Origin of the sequence: Falsiroseomonas algicola, from assembly GCF_011040385.1 — a bacterium.
GTDB classification, from domain to species: domain Bacteria; phylum Pseudomonadota; class Alphaproteobacteria; order Acetobacterales; family Acetobacteraceae; genus Falsiroseomonas; species Falsiroseomonas algicola.
Genome location: NZ_JAAIKB010000005.1, coordinates 84572 through 104710 on the forward strand (window position 1 = coordinate 84572; position 20139 = coordinate 104710).

Here is a 20139-nt window from a genome sequence, read left to right on the forward strand (position 1 = left end):
CTTCCCCGGACCCCTACCGCCAGGGGCGTGACGCCCCTGGACCGTCGTCAGCCGACCACCACCTCCAGCCAACCCCGCGCATCAAGCCGCGCCACGTCGCCGGGCAGCAGCAGCACGGTCGTCGTGTCGCTCTCGACGATCGCAGGGCCGGCAACCGGCTGCCCGGGCGCCAGTGCCGTGAAGGCGAAGACCGGCAAATCCGCCATCGCACCGGCCACATAGGCGCGGCGTGTCGCGACAGGCGCGGCCGGCGGCACCTCCGGCAGCAGGGGCGCGGGCAGGGGGGGCAGGCGGCCCACCGCGGCCACGCGCGCCGTCACCAGCACCACCTCCTCGCCGCGCAGCGCATAGGTGAACAACGCCTCGTGCCGTGCATGGAAGGCCTCCGCCAATGCCGCGGGCAGCCCTTCCGCGTCCCAATCCACCGCATCCAGCGGCACGCCGACCTCGAAGACCTGTTCGCCATAGCGCATGTCGGCGCTGCGCCGGATGGCCGGGTCGCCCGCCATCCACTGCGCCATCCGCTCCCGCGCGGCCGCCTCCAACTCGGCGAACAGCGCGCGGATCGCGGGCTCGTCGGGCAGCCCCGCCGCGCCGACCAGGCTCCGGGAGACCTCGTAGCGGAGGTCCGTCTGCAGCATCCCCCAGGCAGAGAGCCCCGCCGCCAGCAGCGGCACCGCGACCCGCCCCATGCCGAGGTCCCGCGCCACCGCGCTGGCATGCAGCCCCGCGGCACCCCCGAAGCTCAACAGCGTGAAGCCCCGGGGATCGACGCCGCGGCGCACCGTCGCCACCCGGATGCCATCCGCCATCGCCACATTCGCCAGCGCATGGATGCCCGCCGCGCAGGCCAGGCGGTCCAGCCCGAGCCTCGCCGCCAGCCGGTCCACCGCCGCCTCCGCCGCCGCCCGGTCCAGGCTCCGCGCCCCGCCGAGGAACCGGTCGGGGTCAAGATAGCCCAGCACGAGGTTCGCATCCGTCACGGCGGGCTCCACGCCCCCGCCGCCATAGCAGGCCGGCCCCGGCACTGCGCCCGCGCTGCGCGGCCCGACGCGCATCATGCCCCCCGCGCCGACATGGGCGATGGACCCGCCGCCGGCGCCGAGCGTGACGATGTCGAGGCTCTCCAGCGCGATGCGCTCGCCGCCGACCACGCGGCCCCGGCCAAGCGCGGCTTCCGCCCCCTCGATCAGCGCCACATCGGTGGAGGTGCCGCCGACATCGAAGGTGACGAGGTTGTCCCCGAGCCCGGCCCGCGCCAGCGCCAGCCCCGCCGCGACGCCCCCCGCCGGGCCCGACAGCGCCGTGCCCGCCGCGAGCCGCGCCGCTTCCGCCACGGGCGCCACCCCGCCATGGGAGAGGATCACGAAGAGCGGCCCGTGGAAGCCGGCCTCGGTCAGCCTTGTCTCCAGCCGCGCCAGATACCCCGCGACGATCGGCCCGACCGCGGCGTTCACAACGGTGGTGGAGAAGCGCTCGAACTCCTTGATCTGCGGCAGCACGTCGGAGGAGAGCGTCACATAGACGCCCGGCATGGCCGCGCTCACGGCCGCGCCCGCCGCCTGTTCATGCGCGGGGTCGCGCCAGGAATGCAGCAGGCAGACCGCGACGCCGGCCACGCCTTCCGCCTTCAAGGTCGCGATGGCCTCGTCCAGCGATGCGGCATCCAGCGCCGTCTTCACCGCCCCATCGGGGCGGATGCGTTCGCGCAAGGGCAGGCGCAGGCGGCGCGGCACGAGCGGCGCCGGGACGGGCAGGCGAAGGTCGTAGCGTTCGGGCTTGAGGCCCTCCCGCATCTCGATCACGTCGCGATGGCCTTCCGTCGTGATCATGCCGATGCGCGCGGTGCGGCGTTCCAGCAGGGCGTTGGTGGCGACGGTGGTGCCGTGCACCAGGCGCTCCGTCACTTCCAGCATCTCCGCCACGGTGATGTGCAGCATGGAAGCCAGAACGCCCAACCCATCCAGCACGCCGCGGGACTGGTCATCGGGCGTCGTGGCGGCCTTGGCCAACAGCGTCGCGCCATCGCTGCCCACGCAGACCACGTCGGTGAAGGTGCCGCCGACATCGACGCCGATGCGATAGGGACCCATCATCGGGGGAGATACCCTTCCGCCTTGTCGGCCTCGATCGCCGCGGGATCTCGCGCCGCCTTGTCGCCCCAGCCGCCGCCGCCGCCGGACCGCGCGATCAGTCGGTCACCGGGATTCAGCACCACGCCGGCCTCCTTGGTCTTCAGGTCGCGCTCCGTGCCATCGGCGTGGCGCAGCGTGTAGTGGTGGGGCGCGCCATCCTCGCCGCCCAGCATCCCCGCCGCGCCATGGCGGACCCCATCGCCCGCGGTATTGGCCCGCGCCGCGCCCGCCGTCTCGATCCGCAGGTCGAGCTCCGCGCCGAGTCCCCCGCGGAACTGGCCTTCGCCGCCCGACCCCGGCCGCAGCTCGTGATGCGCGAAGAACAGCGGGAAGCGCGCCTCCGCCATCTCCACGCTGCCGAATTTCAGGCCGCCGGCGGAATGCCATTCACCGACCGAGGACCAGCCATCCCCCTTCGCATGCCCGCCGCCGCCAGGGCGCGCATGGAACAGGTGCCAGACGAAGCGCCGCCCCGCGCGGCGCGGATCGGTGCCCTGGATCGCGACCCGGAAGCGCCGCCCCCAGCCGCCCATGGCGCGGTCGGGGCAGGCGGGGGCCAGGGCCTTCACGATCGCCTCCACGATCTCGTTGGAGCAGTGGCTGGTGCAGAGCGTCACCGCCGCGCCGGGCCGCGCATTCACCACCGACCCTTCCCGCGCGACCAGGTCCAGCGCGCGGAAGGCGCCGTCATTCTTCGCGACCTCGGGATCCAGCAGATAGGCGAGTGCCATCCGCGCGGCGGAGAGCGTGTTGGGCCAGGAGGAATTGACGAAGCCCCGCACCTGGTCGTCGGAGCCCGACAGGTCCACGGAGACCTGCCCGCCGCACTTGGTCACGCGGGCGCGGATGGTGATGTCCTCCACGCCATGCCCGTCATCATCCAGCACGGCCTGGCCCTCATAGTCGCCATCCGCCCAGCCTTCGATGATGCGCCGCGCATGCGCCTCCGACAGGTCGAGGATGGCGTCCACGGCGGCCGCGAGCCTCGCCCCGCCATGGCTCGCCAGCAGCGCGTCCATCCGCTTCGCGCCGAGTCGCGCCGCGCCCCACATCGCCATGAGGTCGCCGGTGAAGTCGCGCGGGATGCGGGTGTTCAGCGCCAGCATCCGCACCAGGTCGTCCCGCAGCGCGTCGCCCTCGCCGAGCCGGATCGGCGGGATGCGGATGCCCTCCTGCCAGATTTCCGACGCCGCCGGGTTGTAGCCGCCATGGGTCGCGCCGCCGATGTCCGACTGGTGCGCGCGCACGACCGTGAGGAAGCGGAGGATCGTGCCCTCGAACACCGGCTGGATGATGGTGAGGTCCGGCAGGTGCGACCCGCCATGCCAGGGATCGTTCAGCAGGTAGCACTCGCCCGGTGCGATACCGCCCCCGAAGGCATCCAGCACCGCCTTCGCCGCCAGCGGCATGGCGCCGACATGCACGGGGATGTGGTCCGCCTGCGCCACCAACCGCGCCTGGTCGTCGCAGAGCGCGATGGAGAAGTCGCGGGAGGAGTTCAGGATCTGGGAGGTGGCGGTGCGCAGCAGCGCCTCCCCCATTTCCTCCACCACCGCGCGGAAGCGGTTTTCCAGCACCGCGAGGGTCACGGGATCGGGCGTTTCGTTCATCCGGCGACGGTCCCGCCCCCTCGCCGGGGCGTCAAGGGAGGGTGTTTTGCGCACGACTCCGTGATTGTCTCGGCATCGAACCCTTGGGCTTGTGATGCGCTTCGGCCCCCGAAGGATGGGGACCCGATGTTCGTATCGACGACGGCGGACCACGCCAGCACGCGCCCGCAACGCCGTCGGGCGTGGTGGCGATGGGGCCTCGCGCCGGCCGTCCTGCTCCTGCTGCCCTTCCTGCTGCGCGCGGTCGCCATCCGCGCCAGCGTGGTGGACCCCGATGAAGGTCTCTACCTCGTCCAGGCCGTCGCCTGGCTGAAAGGGGGCTGGCCCTACCTCGCGGTGTGGGACATGCACCCGGTGGGCGCGCCGGCGCTGCTGACGCCCTTCGTCGCGCTGCTGCCGAGCCCGCTGCTGGCGCTGCGCATCGCCGGCATGGTGGCGGTCGCGGCGACGTCCCTGCTGCTCATGCGCCTCGTCATGCGCCTCGGCGCCAGCCGGGCCGCGGGCTTCGCCGCGGGGCTTCTCTATGCCGCCCACACGCTGGTGCTGGGCGGGCTCGCGACCAATACGGAAATCCTCTTCGCCCCCTTCATGGTGGCCGGCGCCACGCTGCTGCTGCAGGAGGCGCTGGCCGAGCGCGCCCCGCGCCCCGCCACCGTGCTCGCCGCCGGGCTGTTCTTCGGCGTGGCGCTCTGGGTGAAGCAGGTGGTGGGGCTGGAAGCCTCGGCGCTCTGGCTGACCATGGTGGGCGTGGCGCTCGCACGGCGGCGGATGGGTATCGGCGCCGTGCTGGTCCTCGCGCTGCTCTTCGCCCTCGGCGCCGCCCTGCCCACCGCGCTGACCGCCGCGATCTACGCCGCCAAGGGCGAATTCGCGACCTGGTGGAACAGCAACGTCACCGTGCTCCTCACCTATTCCGCGGTGGAGGACGGCGCCCCCGGCTTCCGGCGCGGCGTGGTGGTGGCGCTGGGCTGCCTGCTGTGGCTGCTTGCGGCAGCGATGCTGGCGGCGGCGCATGCCCCGGCCCGGCGCCGCGCGGCGCTGCTGCTGCCCTGGCTCGCCGCCGCGATCGTGCAGGCGGCCGCGCCGGGCAAGTATTTCGACCACTACTTCCTGATGCTGCTGCCGCCGCTCTGCGTGCTGGCCGCACTGGGGCTGGAAGCCGTGGCGATCCGCTGGGGCCGGCAGGGCGTGCGCCGTGGCATGGTGATCGGCCTTGCGGCCGCCATCGCCGTGCTGCCCGTCTCCTCCCTGCTGCTGCCGCGGCTGGCGAACGGCCTCGGCTGGCGCCTGCCCGATGCCGCCACCCAGGTCGCCGCCATCGCGCGGGCGGAGGTCGGGCCCGGGGAGGCGCTCTACATCGCCAACTGGCACCCCGTGGTCTACGCCCTGGCGGGGATCGAGGCGCCAACCCGTTTCGCCTTCCCGAGTCACCTGGCGGGCCTTCATGCCGGGCTGACCGGCTTCGACCAGGATGCGGAGCTGGAGCGGGTGCTGGCCCTGGCCCCGCGCATCATCGTGATCGCCCCCTCCCATTGGTGGCGGACGCGCCCGGAAGCCCGGGCCCGCATCGAGGCCACGCTGGTCGGCTATGACCGCATCGCAACCATCCGGGATGGCGACGGGCCGGTGGAGGTCTGGCGGCGCCGCTGAGCCCGCCGCATCATGCGGGCGATGCCGCGCCCCGCCACCCTGACCCAGCTTCTCGAAGACACCGCCCGCCGCAGCCCGGATGCGCTGGCCTTTGGCGGCCTGACCTGGGCGGAGGCCGCGGCCACGGTGCGGCGGATGGCGGGCGGGCTGGCGGAAGCGGGGATCGGCCCCGGCGACCGCGTCGCGCTCTTCCTGCCGAACCGCCCCGACTTCCTGCTGCTGCTGCTGGCCCTCGCCCGGCGCGGTGCCACCGCCATCCTGCTGAACACCCGCTTCCGCGCCGCCGAGATCGGCAACCTGCTGGAACGCGCCGCCCCCCGTGCCATCGCCATCGCCCGCGACTTCCCGGCGGTGGATGCGGAAGCGGTGCTGGAAGCCGTGCCGCCCGCCCAGCGCGCCTCGCTCCGCCTGGTGATCGTCATGGATGGGCGCGGCATGGACCGCATCCTCGACCTGCCGGTGAAACGCCGCGCCACGCTGGTCTCGGCCAATGAGGCGCCTGACCTCGCGACGCCGGAGGCCGAGTGCCTGACCTTCACCACCTCCGGCACCACCGCCGGGCCGAAGCTGGTGCTGCACCGCCAGGCCTCCATCGCGGGGCATGCGGCGGATGTGGCGGCGCGGATCGGCACGGGGGCGCCGGGCGCCGCGCTGCTGGCCGCCGTGCCGCTCTGCGGCACCTTCGGCCTCGCCTCGGCCCTGGCGGCCATCGCCGGTGGCGCCGCCATCCTCTGCATGGAACGCTTCGACGCGCAGGAGGCCGATGCGCTGATCCGCGCGCAGTGGATCACCCACATGGTCGGCGGGGATGAGCTGTTGCTGAAGCTGGCCGAGGCCGCGAATGGCCGCCCCTATGCCCCCTTCGCCTTCACCGGCTTCGCCAATTTCCACGGCCAGGCGGACCGCGTGATGGAGGCCTCCGCCGCGCTGAACCTGGCGGTGCGCGGCGTCTATGGCAGTTCGGAGGCGCAGGCCCTCTTCGCCCTGCAGGACCCCGCCGGCCCGCAGGCCGCGATCGGCGGCGGCATCCCCGCCAGCCCGGAGGCCGCCCACAGCCTGGCCGAGGATGGCGAATTGCTGCTGCGCGGCCCCTCCCTCTTCGACCGCTACCTCGGCGACGAGGCCGCGACCGCCAAGGCCCGCACCGCGGAGGGCTGGTTCCGCACCGGCGACCTCGCCACGGCGCAGGAGGGGGGCGGCTTCGCCTTCGTCACGCGCCGTGGCGACGCACTCCGCCTCGGCGGCTTCCTCGTCTCCCCGGAGGAGATCGAGGCCTTCCTCCAGGCCCAGCCCGGCGTGGCCGCCGCGCAGGTGGTGGAGCATGAGGGAAAGCCGGTAGCCTTCGTCATCCCGGACGATGGCTATGACGAGGCCGCGCTGATCACCGCCTGCCGCGCGAGCCTGGCCCGCTTCAAGCAGCCCGAGCGCATCGTGGTGCTCGATGCCTTCCCCGTCACGGACGGCCCGAACGGCCCCAAGATCCAGCGCGCCGAACTGCGCCGGATGGCGGCCGGGTGAGCCCAGCCGCCACCACCCGCGACCCGCGCACCGTCGCCGCCATCGTCGCCTCCGCGTTGTTCATGCAGAACCTCGACAGTTCCGTCGTCGCGACGGCGCTGCCGGCCATGGCGCGGGACCTCGGCGTGGATGCCGTGCATCTCTCCGTCGCCATCACCTCCTACCTCGTCGCGCTCTGCGTCTTCATCCCCGTCTCCGGCTGGGTGGCGGACCGCTTCGGGCCGCGGCGCGTCTTCATGGCGGCGATCATCGTCTTCACCATCGCCTCCGCCCTGGTCGGCCTGTCCCAGGGCATGGGGTCGCTGGTCGCGGCGCGCATCCTGCAGGGGGTGGGGGGTGCGATGATGGTGCCGGTCGGGCGCCTGCTCCTGCTCCGCCGCGTGCGGAAGGAGGAGCTGCTGACCGCCATGACCTGGCTGACCATGCCGGCCCTCCTCGGCCCGGTCTGCGGCCCGCCGCTCGGTGGCCTCCTCACCGATGCCGTCTCCTGGCGCGCCGTCTTCTGGATCAACCTGCCCGTCGGCCTGCTCGGCCTGGCTCTGGTCTGGCGCTTCATTCCGGAGGTGGAGCGCCAGGACCCCGGGCCGCTCGATGCCAAGGGCCTGACGCTCTGGGGCTTGGCGCTGGCGCTGCTGGTCTCGGGGCTGGAGACGATCGGCCGCGGCGTCGTGCCGGGCTGGGCCACGGCCGCGATGATCGTGGCCGGGCTCGCGGCCAGCATCGCCGCCGTGCTGCATTCCCGCGCCTCCGTCCGCCCCGCCGTCGATCTCTCCCTGCTCGCGGTCCGCAGCTTCGGCGTGCCGATGGTCAGCGGCACGCTGTTCCGCGCGGGAGCGGGCGCCGTGCCCTTCCTGCTGCCGCTGTCGCTGCAGCTCGTCTTCGGGCTCTCGGCCGGCGGCAGCGGGCTGGTCACCTTCGCGACCGCGCTCGGCGCCATCCTGATGAAGCCGATGATCCGCCCGCTGCTGCGCCGCTTCGGCTTCCGGCGCATCCTGATGGTCAACGTCGTCCTCGCCTCGGCCGGCGTCGCGGTCTGCGCCGCCTTCACCCCCGCCTGGCCCATGATCGCGATCTTCGCCGTGCTGGCGGCGGGCGGCCTGTCGCGCTCCCTGCAATTCACCTCCATGGCCACCCTCTCCTTCGCCGATGTGCCGCAGGAGAAGCTGGCCGCCGCCACCGCCATGTCCGGCACCATCCAGCAATTCTCGGTCGCGCTGGGTGTCGTGCTGGGGTCGCTGTCGCTGGAGGCCGGCATGTGGGCCAGCGGCCAGACGACGCCGCAGCTCTGGGAATTCCAGCTGGGCTTCGTCATCGCCGGGCTGGTGATGCTCGTCTCCTTCTTCGGTGTGGCGCGCCTGCCGCCCGATGCCGGGGCGCGCGTCTCCGGCCACGGTGACGCGAAACGCGCGTAACCTCTTCGTCGCTGCCAGCCCCGGCGGCGGCGTGCCATGCTGCCCGAAACGCCGCCCGCACGGAGCCAAGAATGTCCTTCCGCCGCCTGTTGCCGCTGGTCCTGCTGCTGGGCTGGCTGCTGCCGTCCAGCGTCCTGGCCTTCGAGCTTCCCGGCCTTTCCGGCGATGCGCAGCGCTACGAATCCTCCCTGACACGCCGCTTCCCCGCCGGCGCCACGGCCCAGCAGCGGAACCAGGCCGAGACCCGCGCCCGCGCCGCGGAGGCCCGCAACGACTGGGCGGCAGCCGCCGCGGCCTGGGAGGAGCGGATCGGCACCGGCCAGGCTACCGCCGACCACTGGATGTCGCTGGCGAACGCCCAGCTCCGCCGCAACCCGGCCGAGGCCAACCGCGCGCTGCAGGCCGGCTGGCAGGCCTTCATGCTGGTGCCGGGCGGCGCGCCGGAAATCCCCTCCCTGGTCGTGATGGCGGAGGCGCTGCGCCGCCTGGACCAGCCCGTGTTGCAATTGCAGGCGCTGGAGGCGGTGGTGGAACGCGCGCCGGAGGATGCGAAGCACCGCGACGCGCTGGCCAGCGCCCGCCGCGCCGCCGGCGTGCTGGTCCGCCGCCTGCGCACCGAACCCGATGCCGAGCCCGCCCGCGCCTGCCTCGACTTCACCGTGGCCCCCGCGCGGCGCAATGACTGGCAGCCGCAGGATTGGGTCCGCGCGGAGCCCCCCATCCCAGGGATGGCGGTGGTGCGGGAAGGCGATGCGCTCTGCGTCGCTGGCCTGCCCTGGGGCGCCACCACGCGGCTCACGCTCCGCGCCGGCCTGCCCGGGGAGGATGGGCTGCGGCTGCTGCGGGACACGCCGCTGAACGTGGCGATGCCCAACCGGACCGCGCGCATCGCCTTCGACAGCCGCGCCTTCCTGCTGCCGCGCGGCCAGGAACCGCGCGTGACGGTCGCGACCGTCAACGTCACCGCCCTCTCGCTGCGCCTCATCCGCGTCACCGAGCGCAATCTGGTGCCGCTGACGCGGGACTGGCGCCCGGGCGAGCAGATGGAGGAATGGACGGCCGAGAACCTCTCGGACGATCTGGGCCGCGTGGTCTGGGAAGGCCGCGCCGAGCTGCCGACGACCACGCCCAACCGCACCAGCCGCAGCGCCCTGCCGCTGCCCGATGCCGTGCGCAATGCCGGCCCCGGCCTCTATGTGCTGGTGGCGCGGCCGGGTGACGGGCAGGCGCGCGGCGCGGCCTCGGCGCTGCCGATCCTCGCCACCGATCTCGGCCTGACCGCCTGGCGCGGGCCGCAGGGGCTTGCGGTGCAGGCGCGCGGCTTCACCGATGCCACGCCCCGCGGCGATGTCCGCCTGGCGCTGCTCGCCCGCAACAACGACATCCTGGCGGAGGCCACGACAGGCGCCGACGGCATCGCCCGCTTCAACGCGCCCGCGCTGCGCGGCCAGGGCAACCTGGCGCCGGTCGCGGTCCATGCCTTCGCCGGCACCGATTTCGCGGCGCTGGATCTGGAGACGGCGTCCTTCGACCTGTCGGATCGCGGCGCCGATGGCGCGCCGAATCCCGGGCCGCTCGACGCCTTCGTCTGGCTCGACCGCGGCATCTACCGGCCGGGCGAGGTGGTGAATATCGGCGCCCTGCTGCGCGATGGCGGCGGCCAGCCCGTGGACCTGCCGGCCCGTCTGCGCATCAAGCGCCCGAACGGCCAGGTGTTTTTCGAGAGCGTGCCCCAGCGCGTCGCCGGCGCCGCCTTCGTGGCGCCCGTCACGCTCTCCTCCACCGCCCCGGTCGGCGCCTGGACGGTGGAGGTGCTGGCCGACCCCGACGCACCCCCGATCGGCACCGCGTCCTTCCGCGTCGATGCCTTCGTCCCCGAACGGCTGGAGGTCACGGCCGGCCCCGTCACCGGCCAGATCGTGCCCGGCCGGGCGCTCGACCTGCCCGTCCAGGCGCGCTTCCTCTATGGCGCGCCGGGCTCCGGCCTGACCGGCAGCGCCGAACTCCGCCTGTCCACGGACCCGCTTCCCTTCGAGGCCTGGCGCGGCTGGCGCTTCGGCCTGATGGACGAGACCTTCGCCCCCGACCTCATCACCGCCGACATCCTGGAGACGGATGCGGAAGGGCGCGCCCGCGCCAGCCTGCTGCTGCCCGCCGCCCCGGACACGACGCGGCCCGTGAAGGCCGACATCACCGTGCTGATGGCCGATCCCGGCGGCCGCACCAGCGGCGCGCGCCTGTCGCTGCCCGTCCGCGCCGCCGGCACGCTGCTCGCCATCCGCCCGGCCTTCGAGGGGGGCGCGGTGAATGACGGCGCGGAAGCCGCCTTCGACATCGCCGCCGTCAACCCCGACGGCGCCGCCATCCCCGCCACGCTGCGCGTGCGCCTGGTGCGCGAGCGGCCGGACTGGCGGATCGTCGTCCGCGAACGCCTGGCCCGCTACGAGACGGTGTGGCGCGACGAGCCGGTGGACAGCACCGAGATCCGCGTCGCCCCCGGCCAGCCCGGCCGCTTCGCCCGCACCCTCGGCTTCGGCCGCTACCGGATCGAGGTCGCCGAACCCAGCGGCCTCGCCATCGCCAGCTACCGCTTCCGCGCGGGCTGGGCGCAGGCGGAGGCGGCGGAAGTGCCGGACCGCGTCGATGTCGCCGCCGACCGCCGGGCGTACAACGCGGGCGACACGGCGCGGCTCCGCATCACGCCGCCCTTCGCCGGCCGTGCCAGCGTCGCCGTGCTGACCGACCGCCTGCTCTCGACGCAGGAGATCGAGGTGCCGGAAGCCGGCGCCGAAATCTCCATCCCCGTCGATGCCGCCTGGGGCCCGGGCGCGCATGTCGCCGTCACGGTCTTCCGGCCGGGCAATGCGCCCGCAGGCCGGCCGGGCCGCGCGCTGGGCCTGGCCTGGATCGGCCTCGACCCCGCTGCGCGACGGATGGAGGTCGCGATCGGAACGCCGCCGCTCGCCCGCCCGCGCACGCGGATCGAGGTGCCGCTGCGCCTGACGGGCGCGACCGGCTCCGCCATGGTCACGCTGGCCGCGGTGGATGAGGGGATTCTCCGCATCACCAACTTCGCCTCGCCCGACCCCGTCGCGCATTTCCTGGCCCGCCGTCGCCTCGGCCTCGACATCCGCGACGATTACGGCCGGCTGATCGCCCCGGCGGAGGGCGAGGCCGCCGTGCTGCGCCAGGGCGGCGACGGCATGGATGCCGCGGCGATGCAGAACATCCCGCAGCGCCTGGTGGCGCTCTTCAGCGGCGCCGTCACGGTGAACCCGGACGGCACCGCGACCGTGCCGCTCGACCTGCCGGATTTCGCGGGCGAGCTTCGCCTGATGGTCGTGGCCTGGGACGGCAACCGCATCGGCAATGCCTCCCGCCCCCTGACGGTGCGCGACCCCGCGGTGGCGGAGGCGATGCTGCCCCGCTTCCTGGCCCCGGGCGACGAGGCCCGGCTGCCGCTGCTGCTGCACAATGTCGAACTCCCCGCCGGCACCTTCACCGCGACGCTGACGGCGACAGGGGCCATCGAACTCGCCGGCCCCGCGCGGATCGACCAGTCGCTGGCGCAGGGCGCGCGCGCCGCCCCCTTCACCACCTTGCGCGGCACCATGGCGGGGGAGGGGGTTCTCCGCCTGGCCGTCACCGGCCCGGGCGGGTTCAGCGTGGAGCGGGAGAGCACCATCACCATCCGCTCCTCCCGCCCCGCCATGACGGAAGTGGCCGTCACCAGCCTGGCGCCGAACGCGGCGGCGCCGGTCGCGCTGCCGTCGGATCGCTTCATCCCCGGCACCTGGCGCGCCACCGCCACCTGGGGCGCGCCGGTGCGCTACGACCCGCAGGCGCTGCTCCGCGCCGTGCGGCTCTACCCGCTGGACTGCCTGGAACAGGCCTCCTCCCGCGTCCTGGCGCTGTCCTACGCGCCGACCAACGCGGATACGGCGCAGGAGGACCAGGCGCTGCTCGGCCGGGCCATCGCCTCCGTGCTCGATCGCCAGCGCTATGACGGCCGCTTCGGCTTCTGGAGCGCCGAGGGCAGCGTCCACCCCTGGGCCAGCCTCTACGCGACGGAGGCGCTGCTCCGCGCCCGCGCCGCCAATGCCCCGGTGCCGGAAGCGGCACTAGCGGCCGCGCTGCGGGCCGCGGAGGAGGATCTGGAGATCACGGCCGATACGCCGGAGGAACGCGCCGCCCAGGCCTATCGCGTGCATGTCCTGGCGCTCGCCGGCCGCAACCGGCTGGGCGCGGCGCGGCGCCTGGCGGAGCAGCTGGACCAGTTGCCGACGCCGCTCGCCAAGGCGCAGCTCGCCGCCGCCTTCGCCCGCGCGGGCGATCGCGGAAGGGCGGAGGCGATCTTCGCCGCCGCGCTGGCGAGCCCCGCGCGGAACGTCTGGTATGGCGACTATGGCAGCGCGGTTCGGGACACGATGGCCACCGCCCTGCTGCTGCGGGAATCGGGGGTGGCGCAGGACCGGATGCCGGCGCTGATGGCGCGGCTGCCGGGCGCCGACCTGACCCCCGCCGTGACCAACACCCAGGAACAGGCCTGGGCCGTGGCGGCGGCCTTCGTGCTGGGCCGGGACGGGCGGCCCATCCGCATCACTGTCGGCGACCGCGACCAGCCGGTGCAGCCCATCGTGACGATGGCGCTGACGGCGCCGACCACCGCCCGCAACCGCGGCGATGCGGCGGTGGCGCAGGCGGTCTCCATCACCGGCGTGCCCACCTCCCCCCTGCCGGCGGCTTCGCAGGGCATGCGGGTGGCGCGGCGCTTCTACGACCTGGCCGGCCAGCCCGTGAACCTGGATACGCTGCGGGCCGGCGCCTCCATCATCCTGCTGGTCGAGGCCCGCAACACGACCAATGAGCGGATGCAGGCCATGGTGACCCAGGGCCTGCCGGCGGGGTGGGAGATCGCGGGCCGCCTCGGCCCGGGCGACGTGCCCGGGATGCCCTTCCTCGGCACGCTGACCTCGCCCGAATCGCAGCCCGCGCGGGATGACCGCTTCGCGGCGGCGGTGGAGCTGACGCCGGAACAGCCGCTGGCGCGCCTTGCGGTGCGGCTGCGGGCGGTGACGGCGGGACGCTTCGAACTGCCGGGGCTGGAGGCGCAGGACATGTACCGCCCCGGAATCTTCGCGCGGCAGAACGCGGCGCGGATCGTGGTGCTGCCGGCGGATTGATGAGGCGCTGGCTCCTCGCGGCGGCGGCGCTGGGCGCGGCGGTTTTCGCCGCGGACCGGGCGCTGCCGCCGGACCTCTCCCGCCTCACCGCGGGGGTGGAGGTGCTGGACGGGCAGGGGAGGACGCTCTCCGTCCTGCCCGTGCCCGGCGGCACCTGGCGGCTGCCGGTCTCGGTCGCCGATGTGCCGCCGCATCTCACGGCCATGCTGATCGCGGCCGAGGATCGGCGCTTCCGCTGGCATCCCGGCGTCGATCCCGTCGCACTGGCCCGCGCCGCGGTGCAGTGGGTGCGAGCAGGGCGGGTGGTCTCGGGCGGATCGACGCTCACCATGCAGGCCGCCCGGCTGCTGGAGCCGCGGCCGCGAACCTTGCGCTCCAAGCTCATCGAGATCGCCCGCGCCCTGCAGCTGGAAGCCCGCTTCACCAAGGACGAGATTTTGGGAGTCTGGCTCACCCTGGCGCCGCAGGGGGGCAATCTGGAGGGGCTGCGCGCGGGCTCGCTCGCCTGGTTCGGCCGCCCGCCCGCGCAGCTCGATGCCGCGGAGTCCGCGCTGCTGGTGGCGCTGGCGAGGCGGCCGGAGGCGCTGCGGCCCGACCGCCACCCGGAGGCCGCCCGCCGCGCGCGGGACGCCGTGCTGCTGGCCCGCGCCGCGGGGGCCGGCGCGGTCAACGCCGATGAACGCGCCTTGGCGCTCGCGGAACCCGTCCCCGCCCGCCGCCTGCCCATGCCCCGCCTGGCCCCGCACCTGGCGCGGGAAGTCGCGCGCGGCGTGGCGCCCGGCGCCCGCATCGCCACCACCCTCGACCGCGACCTGCAGCGCGCGGCGGAAGGGCTGGCGCAGGAGGCGCTGCGCGGCATGCCGGACCGCGCGGCCCTCGCCCTGGTGGTGGCGGATGTCGAGACGCGGCAGATCCGCGCGCTCGTCGGCGGCAGCTTCGGCGTGGAAAGCCGCGCCGGCATGCTGGATTTGACGCGCGCCATCCGCTCCCCCGGCTCCGCCCAGAAGCCCTTCCTCTACGCCATGGCCTTCGAGGCCGGCGTGGCGCGGCCCGACACCGTCGTCAGCGACATCGCGCTCCGCTTCGGCAGCTACGCGCCGGAGAATTTCGCCCGCGAATTCACGGGACGCGTGACGGCGGCCGATGCGCTCCGCCAGTCGCTCAACCTGCCCGCGGTGGCGCTGCTGCAGGAGGTGGGCGCGCTGCGCTACGCCGCGGCGCTGAAGGCCGCCGGCAGCCCGCCGCGCCTGCCGCCGGGCGCGGAGCCGAGCCTGCCGCTGGCGCTGGGCGGCGCCGGCACGACGCTGCGGGAATTGGTGGCGCTGCACGCCGTGCTGGGCGATGCCGGCCGCGCCGCGCCCCTGACCGCGCTGCCCGGCCCGCCGGCACCCCGCGCCGAGGTGCTGGTGCCCCACGCCGCCGCCGCCGTGGCGGGCATCTTGGTACAACCCTTCCCCGGCGGAGGGCCGCAGGGCATCGCCTGGAAGACCGGCACCAGCTGGGGCGGGCGGGATGCCTGGGCGCTCGGGCTTGACCAGCGCCATGTCGCGGGGGTCTGGGTGGGGCGGCCGGACGGCACGCCGATCCCCGGCCTGACCGGGCGCAGCGCCGCCCTGCCGGTGCTGGCCCGGAGCTTCGCCCTGCTGCCTGCCGCACCCCGCCAGCCCCTGCACGTCCGCCCCGCCGCGCAGCCCTTCGCGGAGGCCGCGGACAGGCTGCGCCTGCTCTTCCCCATGCCCGGCGCCGTGCTGGCCGAAGGGGCCGGGCCCGTGACGCTGCGCGCCACCGGCGGCCGCCGCCCCCTGACCTTCCTGGTCGATGGCGCGCCCCTGGCGCATGAGCGGGCGCGGCGGGAGGCCGCCTGGACACCCCCCGGCCCCGGCTTCTACCGCATCACGGTGCTGGACGCGGATGGCGTCTCGGCGCGGTCCGAATTGCGCGTGCGGTAGCGCGCCGCCGCCCCTACATTCGGCGGCAGGAGGCAGCCATGCCCGACGACCTCTGGCGCACCGACACCTACACCTGGTCCCTGCAACAGGCCGACCGCCTGCGCCGCCTGCGCGCGGGGGAACGCGTGAACGACCTCGACTGGGAGAACGTGATCGAGGAGATCGAGAGCGTGGGGCGCAGCCAGCTGGAAGCGGCACGGTCGCTGCTCGTGCAGTCCGTCCTGCACCTCATGAAGTGCCGGGCCTGGCCGGGGCATCCGGCGACGCGGAAATGGCGCGTCGATGCCGCCGATTTCCTGATCCAGGCGCAGGAGGCCTATCGCCCCTCCATGGCGCAGGTGATCGACCTGCCGGGCGCGTTGGCCTATGCGCGCAAGCGCCTGCCCTGGCAGCGCTTCACGACACCGCCGCAGCCGCTGCCGGAGGGTGGGGCCATCCCCCTCGACGCCCTCGCCAACCCCGACTTCACCATCGAGGACCTCGAAGCCGCCCTCTTCACGCCGGCCTAACCGCAGCGCGCCACCGCCGCGCGCATGTGATCCGGCACCGGCGCTTCGACGCGCAGCGGCGGATCGAGCGGCAAGTCGATCGCCCGCGCCAGCAGGTGCAGCGCCCCCGCGCCGCCCCCATACATCGCATCCCCCAGGATCGGGCAGCCGAGATGCGCGCAATGCACGCGCAGCTGGTGCGTCCGCCCCGTCTCCGGCGCCATCTCCAGCAGCGCGATCCCCTCGCCCCGGCCCAGCACCCGCCAGGCGGTGCGGGCGGGATCGCCCTTCGCATCCACCACCATCCGCCAGCCCTTCGCCGCGCTGCTCACCTTCAGCAGCCGCGCATCGACCAGGCCCGAATGGCCCGCCGGCCCGCCCCGCACCACCGCCCAGTAGGTCTTGCCCACGCGGCGCTCGGCGAAGAGCGCATTGATCCGCGCCAGCATCGGCGCCGTCCGCCCCAGCACCAGGCACCCCGCCGTATCCTGGTCCAGCCGATGCGTCGGCTGCGGGTCCCGCCGCTTGCCCATCCGCAGCGCCGGCAGGAAGGATTCCAGGCTCTCGCCGCTGCGGGCCGAGACCGGCAGCCCGGCCGGCTTGTCCAGCACCATCACCTCCGGCCCCAGATGCAGGATGCGCGCGCGCAACCATGCGGGAATCGGAATCTCCGCTTGGCGCGAACCCCCTCGCGATGGAACCCTGGGTGCCATGACCCTCCCCGCACTCCGACCCATCGTGGTCTGCCTCGGCTCCGTCGTGATGGACCACACCTTCCATGTCCAGGAGGTGGTGCAGCCGCCGTCCAAGAATCGCGCGACCTCCTATGCGCTGGGCGCCGGCGGCCTGGCCGCCAATGCCTCCATCGCCGTCAGCCGCCTGGGGGGCAACTGCATCTTCTGGGGCCGCGTCGGCGATGACCTGAACGGCACGCCGCTGCTGGAGGCGCTGGCCGCGCAGGGCGTCGATGTCTCCCATTGCCGCCGCGCCCCCAATGCCCGCACCCCCGTCTCCGCCGTGCTGGTCGATCCCGTCGGTGAACGCAGCATCTTCGCCTATCGCGGCGACAATCTCGGCACCGATCCCGCCTGGCTGCCGCTGCACCTGCTGGACAAGGCGCAGGCCTTCCTCTGCGACCCCCGCTGGCCCGAAGGCAGCGCCGCGGCGCTGGACTACGCCCGCGCCCGCGGCATCCCGACGGTGATCGATGGCGAGAAGAGCGAGACGCGCCTGCTGCTCGACCTCATCCCCCGCGTCGACCACGCCGTCTTCTCCCAGCCCGGCCTCGGCAACTACGCGCCCGGCCTGAAGCCCGCTGACGCGCTGCGCAAGGCGATCGCCGATGGCTGCAAGGTCGCCGCGGTGACGCGGGGCGAGAAGGGGACGCTCTGGATGACGGCCGAGGACCAGACCCCGCGCGTGACCCCCGCCTTCCGCGTCATGGCCACGAACACCACCGGCGCCGGCGATGTCTTCCACGGCGCCTATGCGCTGGCGGTGGCGGAGGGCCAGCCGATCGACCGCGTCATGCGCTTCGCCTCCGCTGCAGGCGCGCTCCGCGCCCGCGATGGCGCGACACCCGACCGCGCGATGCTGGAACAGCTTCTCCGGGACCAGCCCGGCTAGGTCTTGAGGTCCGCCAGCAGGTCGGCGAAGGCGTCGCCGAGGTCGTCCGCCAGCTCGGGCTCCGGCTCCGGCGGCGCGGCCTGCGCGTCGCTGCGCGGGAAGGCCCGGAAGCCGAGCGTCTGCTCGATGGTGGCATAGAGCTCCCGCCGCGACACCGGCTTGCTGACATAGGCCGTCATGCCGAGCGCGAGATACTTCTCCCGGTCTCCCGACATGGCGTTCGCCGTCAGGGCGATGATCGGCGTTTCCCGGTTCGGGCCCGGATTCTCCCGGATCCAGCGCGTGGCCGTCGGCCCGTCCATCTCCGGCATCATCACGTCCATCAGGATCAGGTCGAAGGGCTCCCCCTGCGCCGCGTGCACGGCCTTCGACCCGTTCTCCGCGAAGGTCACCTCATGCCCGCCCGGCGCGAGCAGGGACCGGATGACCACGCGGTTCACCTCGTCATCCTCCGCGACCAGGATGTTGAGGTGGTGCAGCGGCCCCTCGACCGCCGCTTCCTCCACCGCATCGCGCTCCGGCTTCGGCTCCGCCGCGCTGACCGGGAGCGACAGGTGCACCACGAATTCGCTGCCGAGGCCCGGGCGGCTGCTCACCTCGATATGCCCGCCCATCATCTTCACCAGGTCCCGCGTGATCGCGAGGCCGAGGCCCGTGCCGCCGAAGCGGCGCGTGGACGAACTGTCCACCTGCGTGAAGCGGACGAAGAGGCGCGACACCTCCTCCTCCGACATGCCGATGCCCTGGTCCTCCACGCAGAGCCTGACCAGCACGCGGCTGTCCGGCGCGGCGGGGTCGGGCTCGGCCTCCAGCGTCACGGCGATCTCGCCCTTGTCGCTGAACTTGATGGCGTTGGAGAGCAGGTTGGACAGGATCTGCCTGACGCGCGTCGGGTCGATCATCACCGGCGGCAGCGCCGACCAGTTCTGGAACCAGAGGCCGATGGACTTCGCCTCCGCGGCGTGGCGCATCAGCTCCGCGACATCGCGGGCCAGCACCTCCAGCCGCGCGGGCTTGAGTTCGAGCTCGAGCCGCCCGGCCTCCAGCTTGGAATAGTCCAGGATGTCGTTCAACACGGTCAGCAGCGAATTGGCGGACCGTGTGATCACCTCGCACATGTCGCGCTGGTGCTGGTTCAGGCCGGAATGGCGCAGCACCTGGATCATGCCGATCACGCCGTTCATCGGCGTGCGGATCTCATGGCTCATATTGGCCAGGAATTCGGACTTCGTGCGGCTCGCCGCCTCCGCCGCCGCGCGCGCCGCGGCCTGGGCGGCGATCGCGGCCTGCTGCTCCGTCACATCCGTGCAGGTCAGCAGCAGCGCGCCCTGTTCCGTGCGGATCGCCTTGGTCTCCACCCGGCTGCCATCGGCCCGCGTCCGCAGGTAGACGCGGCTCCGATGCCCGCGGCGATGGCTGATATCGGCCTGGCCCAGCAGGCGCAGGATGGGCTTGATGCGCCGCCCCCGTTCCAGCAGCCGCGGCTCCAGGTCCAGCAGCTCCGCCGCCCGCAGGTTCGCGACCAGCACGCGGCCATCGAGCCCCGCCATGATCACGCCCTGGTCCATGCCCCGCAGCGTGTCGCGCAGCGCGTGCTCCGACCGGATGCGCCGCGCGCGCTGCACCAGCAGGAAGGGGCCCACCAGCAGCACCGCCACGCTCAGCACCAGCCCCGCGATGATGAATCGGCTGCGGAGACTCCGGTAATCCGCGAAGGCCGAGCCCAGATCGACGCCGACGGCCACCACCAGCGGATGGTCATCCACCTGCCGGAAGCTCAGCAGCCGCTTCACGCCATCCAGCTGCCCGTCATCGACGATGCTGCCCTGCCGCGCGGCGACGAAGGCGCGCGCCAGCGGCGCCGGCAGGGTCTGGCCGATCAGCTGGCTCTGCGGCTGCGCGCCGCGCGGCGCCCAGGCGCGGATCACGCCATCCGTGCCCGCCAGCAGCAGCCCGCCCGCGCCGAGTTCCAGCAGGTCATAGGGCGCCGACAGCAGCTCGGGATCCAGCGAGATGACGATGACGCCGCCGAAGCTGCCATCCCGCCCGCGCAGCGCGCGGGTGAACTGGATGGTCTGCCGCTGGCTCACGCGCCCCAGCACCGGGCGGCTGATGAACAGCCGGTCCTCCATGGCGCCGAGATGCACGCGGAAATGCTCGCGATCCGACAGGTCGACCGGCGTCGTCACCGTCGCGCCGTTGAGGCCGGAGGCGCGCAGCCGCCCATCCGGCCCGATCATCGCGATCTGCACCGTGGGCCCGCCGCCGCTGAAATAGGCGTCCGTCCATTCCAGCAGGTCGAAGCCCGCGGGATCATGGCGATAGGCGGACTGCACGAAGCGCAGCGCCTGGTCCAGCGAATCGATGCTGCGGATGATGTGCTGTTCGACGCTGCGCGCCAGGTTCGCCGTGTCGCGTTCCGCGACAGCCTCCGTCTGCCGCTCCATCTCCCGCAGCTGCAGCGCGATGCCGGCCCAGATCAGGCCCAGGATCAGCGGCAGCAGCAGCCAGGGCCGGAGGACCGAGAGAAGGCTGGCCCGCCTCGGCGCGGGGGAGACGGTGTCCATG

General features: G+C 73.8%; 11 protein-coding genes. 7 read left to right on the forward strand and 4 right to left on the reverse strand.

All coding sequences use genetic code 11. The features are described 5' to 3' along the window. Positions 1 to 47 precede the first annotated feature (47 nt). A complete protein-coding gene (locus G3576_RS13960; protein WP_164695026.1) occupies positions 48 to 2096 on the reverse strand; it encodes a hydantoinase/oxoprolinase family protein in 2049 nt (682 codons plus the stop codon). Further along, a complete protein-coding gene (locus G3576_RS13965; RefSeq protein ID WP_164695027.1) occupies positions 2093 to 3745 on the reverse strand; it encodes a hydantoinase B/oxoprolinase family protein in 1653 nt (550 codons plus the stop codon). The genes G3576_RS13960 and G3576_RS13965 overlap by 4 nt, the downstream gene beginning before the upstream one ends. 126 nt (positions 3746 to 3871) lie before the next feature. Here G3576_RS13965 and G3576_RS13970 point away from each other — a divergent pair, with 126 nt between their 5' ends. The 6 genes from G3576_RS13970 (at position 3872) to G3576_RS13995 (ending at position 15966) form a co-directional block, all read left to right on the forward strand. Beyond that, positions 3872 to 5395 (forward strand): glycosyltransferase family 39 protein, encoded by a 1524-nt coding sequence (locus tag G3576_RS13970; RefSeq protein ID WP_164695028.1) that lies wholly within the window; start codon positions 3872 to 3874, stop codon positions 5393 to 5395. A gap of 21 nt (positions 5396 to 5416) precedes the next feature. Then, entirely contained in the window at positions 5417 to 6913 is a 1497-nt protein-coding gene (locus tag G3576_RS13975; RefSeq protein WP_164695029.1) for an AMP-binding protein, read from the forward strand. Continuing rightward, complete coding sequence (locus G3576_RS13980; RefSeq protein WP_328729103.1) at positions 6910 to 8325, forward strand: DHA2 family efflux MFS transporter permease subunit; 1416 nt, start codon at positions 6910 to 6912, stop codon at positions 8323 to 8325. The genes G3576_RS13975 and G3576_RS13980 overlap by 4 nt, the downstream gene beginning before the upstream one ends. Positions 8326 to 8396: 71 nt before the next feature. After that, on the forward strand, positions 8397 to 13508 hold the full coding sequence (locus G3576_RS13985; RefSeq protein WP_164695030.1) for an alpha-2-macroglobulin family protein: 5112 nt from the start codon (positions 8397 to 8399) through the stop codon (positions 13506 to 13508). Continuing rightward, positions 13508 to 15457, forward strand: a complete 1950-nt coding sequence (gene pbpC, locus G3576_RS13990) for a penicillin-binding protein 1C (RefSeq protein WP_164695031.1) — start codon at positions 13508 to 13510, stop codon at positions 15455 to 15457. The genes G3576_RS13985 and pbpC overlap by 1 nt, the downstream gene beginning before the upstream one ends. Before the next feature lie 38 nt (positions 15458 to 15495). After that, a complete protein-coding gene (locus tag G3576_RS13995) occupies positions 15496 to 15966 on the forward strand; it encodes a DUF29 family protein (RefSeq protein ID WP_164695032.1) in 471 nt (156 codons plus the stop codon). On the opposite strand, the gene G3576_RS14000 is transcribed toward G3576_RS13995, so the two are convergent. Continuing rightward, positions 15963 to 16595 (reverse strand): RluA family pseudouridine synthase, encoded by a 633-nt coding sequence (locus G3576_RS14000; protein WP_235951930.1) that lies wholly within the window; start codon positions 16593 to 16595, stop codon positions 15963 to 15965. The genes G3576_RS13995 and G3576_RS14000 overlap by 4 nt on opposite strands. Positions 16596 to 16656: 61 nt before the next feature. Between G3576_RS14000 and G3576_RS14005 the strand changes: the two genes are divergently transcribed. Next, a complete protein-coding gene (locus G3576_RS14005; RefSeq protein ID WP_164695034.1) occupies positions 16657 to 17571 on the forward strand; it encodes a PfkB family carbohydrate kinase in 915 nt (304 codons plus the stop codon). Here the strand turns inward: G3576_RS14005 and G3576_RS14010 are convergent. Next, positions 17568 to 20138, reverse strand: a complete 2571-nt coding sequence (locus G3576_RS14010) for an ATP-binding protein (RefSeq protein ID WP_164695035.1) — start codon at positions 20136 to 20138, stop codon at positions 17568 to 17570. The genes G3576_RS14005 and G3576_RS14010 overlap by 4 nt on opposite strands. Position 20139 lies beyond the last annotated feature (1 nt).

Coding starts and splice junctions, on each gene's coding strand:
- G3576_RS13960 (WP_164695026.1), bottom strand. CDS start 2,096: ATGATGGGTCCCTATCGCATCGGCGTCGATGTCGGCGGCACCTTCACC.
- G3576_RS13965 (WP_164695027.1), bottom strand. CDS start 3,745: ATGAACGAAACGCCCGATCCCGTGACCCTCGCGGTGCTGGAAAACCGC.
- G3576_RS13970 (WP_164695028.1), top strand. CDS start 3,872: ATGTTCGTATCGACGACGGCGGACCACGCCAGCACGCGCCCGCAACGC.
- G3576_RS13975 (WP_164695029.1), top strand. CDS start 5,417: ATGCCGCGCCCCGCCACCCTGACCCAGCTTCTCGAAGACACCGCCCGC.
- G3576_RS13985 (WP_164695030.1), top strand. CDS start 8,397: ATGTCCTTCCGCCGCCTGTTGCCGCTGGTCCTGCTGCTGGGCTGGCTG.
- pbpC (WP_164695031.1), top strand. CDS start 13,508: ATGAGGCGCTGGCTCCTCGCGGCGGCGGCGCTGGGCGCGGCGGTTTTC.
- G3576_RS13995 (WP_164695032.1), top strand. CDS start 15,496: ATGCCCGACGACCTCTGGCGCACCGACACCTACACCTGGTCCCTGCAA.
- G3576_RS14005 (WP_164695034.1), top strand. CDS start 16,657: ATGACCCTCCCCGCACTCCGACCCATCGTGGTCTGCCTCGGCTCCGTC.
- G3576_RS14010 (WP_164695035.1), bottom strand. CDS start 20,138: ATGGACACCGTCTCCCCCGCGCCGAGGCGGGCCAGCCTTCTCTCGGTC.